This window comes from Pseudovibrio sp. POLY-S9, assembly GCF_001431305.1.
Classification (GTDB): domain Bacteria; phylum Pseudomonadota; class Alphaproteobacteria; order Rhizobiales; family Stappiaceae; genus Pseudovibrio.
On sequence record NZ_LCWX01000207.1, the window covers coordinates 5,785 to 7,609 of the forward strand.

1 protein-coding gene is annotated in these 1,825 nt (G+C 56.3%); it reads right to left on the reverse strand.

Going from position 1 to position 1,825, the window contains the following annotated elements:
- The coding region (locus PPL9_RS20955; protein WP_161831406.1) for a phage tail tape measure C-terminal domain-containing protein at positions 1-1,825 on the reverse strand (1,825 nt) is incomplete at both ends.

Here is a 1,825-nt window from a genome sequence, read left to right on the forward strand (position 1 = left end):
TGGATTGTTGCTGCTGCTGCCTGCCTCCCCGGAACTCATCAATGATACGCTCTTGCGGATGCATGAGCGCAAGGAAACCACCGCGACCATCAAGCCCGCCGGTGCGCGGCGCTGATCCGGTGTGTCCACCGCCTGCGAAGCTTGTTGTTGGCGTCAGGAGGGACTTGAAGAATCCGGATAAAAGGTTTTGCAGGCCGCCAGATGGACTGCTTAATCCCCCAGAAAGACCCGAAGCAACAGGCCCAAAGATAAACCGCCGGGCTGCCAGCTTTGCCATATCGGCAATGAGCGAGGTGATGAGGCTTTTAAACTCCAGCTTGCCGGTTTGAACGAAGTTCGCAATGGCTTGCTCGCCATCTGAAAACACTTTGACGATACGATCGCCAAAGGCAGATCCAATATCGCGGGCACTGGCCACATAGGCCTCGAGTGATTGAAGCGCTGCCTCCCAGCCGGTCTTGGTTTCTTCTGCAGCTTTTTTGACCACCTTGCCGGTATCCTCTGCCGTCTCCGCAACACGGTTAAGGGCATTTTGAACAGCGCGAGTTTTGATCGCAGAGAACAGCTCACCCATAGGATCCTGCTTTGAGATTTCCCGAACGCGCTCGTCCAGAGCTTTGGAGGCTGCTGCCACCTGATCTGCATAGGGATTGGCGATTTGCCCAATCTGGACGGTTGGCAGCTCACCAACACCGAAACTCTCATCAAGGCCGGGAATATTGGCAAGCACCCGGTTGGCGGCCCGGCTGAGCGTGTTAAGGCCATCAGTGGTTTTGCGGATCATCAGGTTGATGCCGCGGATGACCGCATTGGTTGTTCCAATCATGATAGCTGCAAAGGCGGCTGGCAGTTGTTCCCAGATGGTGGTGATGATCTCATAGGTGATCTTCATCTCATTGATGATGAAATTACCGGTGGCTTTGGTGGCAGCCACCACACGGGTCCAGGCCGCTTCAAACCACGGAGCAAGCGCATTGATGAGGGGTGCAACAAGCGCATTAAACCCATCCCGAATGAGCTGCCAGACGGCAAGCAGTGTATCGCCCATGGTGACTGAAGTCTCGCTGGTCTGATTGATCTCATAGGTCAGGCCAGCAAAGGCAGCTGTCACCACACCCACGGCAACAGCCACTGGCCAGAACCTGCGTGCCACACCGATAAGAAGGGACCTTAGGTCTTTGAAGGCGCCTGAGACGCCGCCATTACCAAAACCATAGATCTGGGCAATCTGCGTGCCTTGCTGGGCCAGCACCAGAAACGGGTTCTGCCCACCGGCCAGCGAGACGCCAATATCATTCACCTGAAAGAACATCTGCTGCAGGCGCAAGGTCGCACCTCGCGATGCGCGGGCCATGCGGGTGATGGCTATTGTGCGGTTTTTTAGGGCGGCGATACTTTGCAAGGCCTCGCGGCGCTCGCGAGAAATGGCAGCTGTCATCTCGTTTGCAGAAAGCGCGCCTTCCAGATGGGCGACTTTAATCTCTGAGATGGCTTGCCGGTATCTGCGGATCACACCAAAGACGGGATTGTATCTGGCCCGCAGATCATCCAGCGCTTGGCCTTGGGCCAGAAACTCTGCTGTGGTTTTGCCAATCGCGGGTGTCACACCGCTCATACGGTTGATCTGATCAACAAGCGGTGTGGTGGCTGTTGCCGTTGCTCTGAGGGCATTGGCTGATCTTGCAGCTTTTGCGGCAAGCTGTTCCAACTGTTCTCGGCCTCTGGCAACAGCTAAAGAGACCTCATCAAGTCCTGCATTGGCAGCCTCGCTGGCCGAGCCGATCTGGGTAAGAGCCGTGCTGCCAGTCTTGCCGATGGCAACCAG